This window comes from Methylobacterium endophyticum, from assembly GCF_050591105.1.
Classification (GTDB): Bacteria; Pseudomonadota; Alphaproteobacteria; order Rhizobiales; family Beijerinckiaceae; genus Methylobacterium.
Genome location: NZ_JBNHES010000046.1, coordinates 1 through 1,304, shown reverse-complemented (window position 1 = coordinate 1,304; position 1,304 = coordinate 1). Strand labels below are relative to the sequence as shown.

At 64.6% G+C, this 1,304-nt stretch carries 1 pseudogene; it reads right to left on the bottom strand.

Annotation, left to right across the window (positions count from 1 at the left end):
• Positions 1-124 precede the first annotated feature (124 nt).
• Positions 125-1,164: pseudogene (locus tag ACP56T_RS21840) on the bottom strand (IS3 family transposase); the annotation flags it as partial.
• Between the last annotated feature and the right edge of the window lie 140 nt (positions 1,165-1,304).

Genomic DNA, 1,304 nt, shown 5'->3' with positions numbered 1-1,304 from the left:
TCAGCGCGAAGGCGATCTGCTCCTCGGTGAACCTGCTCTTCTTCACGGCTCTGCTCCTCCCCTCAGGGTCTCACAAAACCGGAAAACTCGCACTCACGCCGGACCAAAGCGATGGGGGGACGTCATCGGCTCGTGTCTGGAACGCGGTGCGCCAGACCAACTCGCTCTTCAGCGTCTTGAAGAACGTCTCGACCATCGCGTTGTCGAAGCAATTTCCCTTGCCAGACATCGAAATCACGATGCCATGTCCTCGTAGTTCTGCCTGATACTCGTTTGAACAGTACTGACTGTCGCGGTCGGAATGATGGAGCAGATCTGATCCAGGCTGCCGGACGACGAGGGCTCGTCGCAGCGCGGTCAGCGCGAGTTCCTTGTGGAGACGGTCGCTCGCCGCCCAGCCCACGACCCGCCGAGAGTACAAGTCGAGGACCACCGCCAGGTACAGCCAACCCTCCCGCGTCCAGATGTAGGAGATATCGCTTCCCCACTTCCGATCCGGCCCGGCCGCCATGAAGTCCTGGTCGAGGTGGTTGGGCGCGATCGGGAAGGCGTGGCCGCTGTCCGTCGTGCGCCGGAAGCGGCGCGGCTGGCGAGCCTTGAGCCCGTTCTCCCGCATCAGCCGGGCCACGCGCCTTCTGCCTGCCGCCAAACCCTGCTCACGCAACTCGTGGGTCATGCGCGGGCTGCCGTACGTCTCGTGCGAGAGCGTGAACGCGGATCGGACGTGGGCAAGCAGCACGAGGTCCTCGCGCTGCCGCGTCGAGGCCGGACGACTCTTCCAGGCAAAGTAGCCGCTCGGACTGACATCGAGAACCTTGCACAGGCGCGCGACAGGGAAGTCCTTCTTCGCCGCGTCGATGAGGCGGAACCTCATCGACTTCCCTCCTTGGCGAAAAAAGCCGTGGCCCGCTTCAGGATCTCCCGCTCCTGGCGCAGCACCTCGTTCTCGCGCCGCAGACGCTTGAGCTCGGCGGCCATGTCCTCCTGCCGATCGGCCGGTGGGTTGTCCATCTCCCGCTCGCGTCGACCGTCGATCCAGTTGCGCAGCGTCGAGAGCCCGACACCGAGATCGGCGGCGACCTCGCGGCGGGACCGCCCGCTCGTCTGGGCCAGGCGACTAGGCGTGCTGTCGAACAGGACCGCCGATAGGGCGCTGGTCGGCACCTTGGTCGCCCATTACTGTGATTAGGCGTGGAATAAGGACCCCGTTTTTGGGGTAATCGGCGTCCAAACGGGACCCCAGGACAAGTCATCCACACTGCCTTCCGGCTCGAACGGGAGGCTTGCGCGGGATGTTGGTCGTG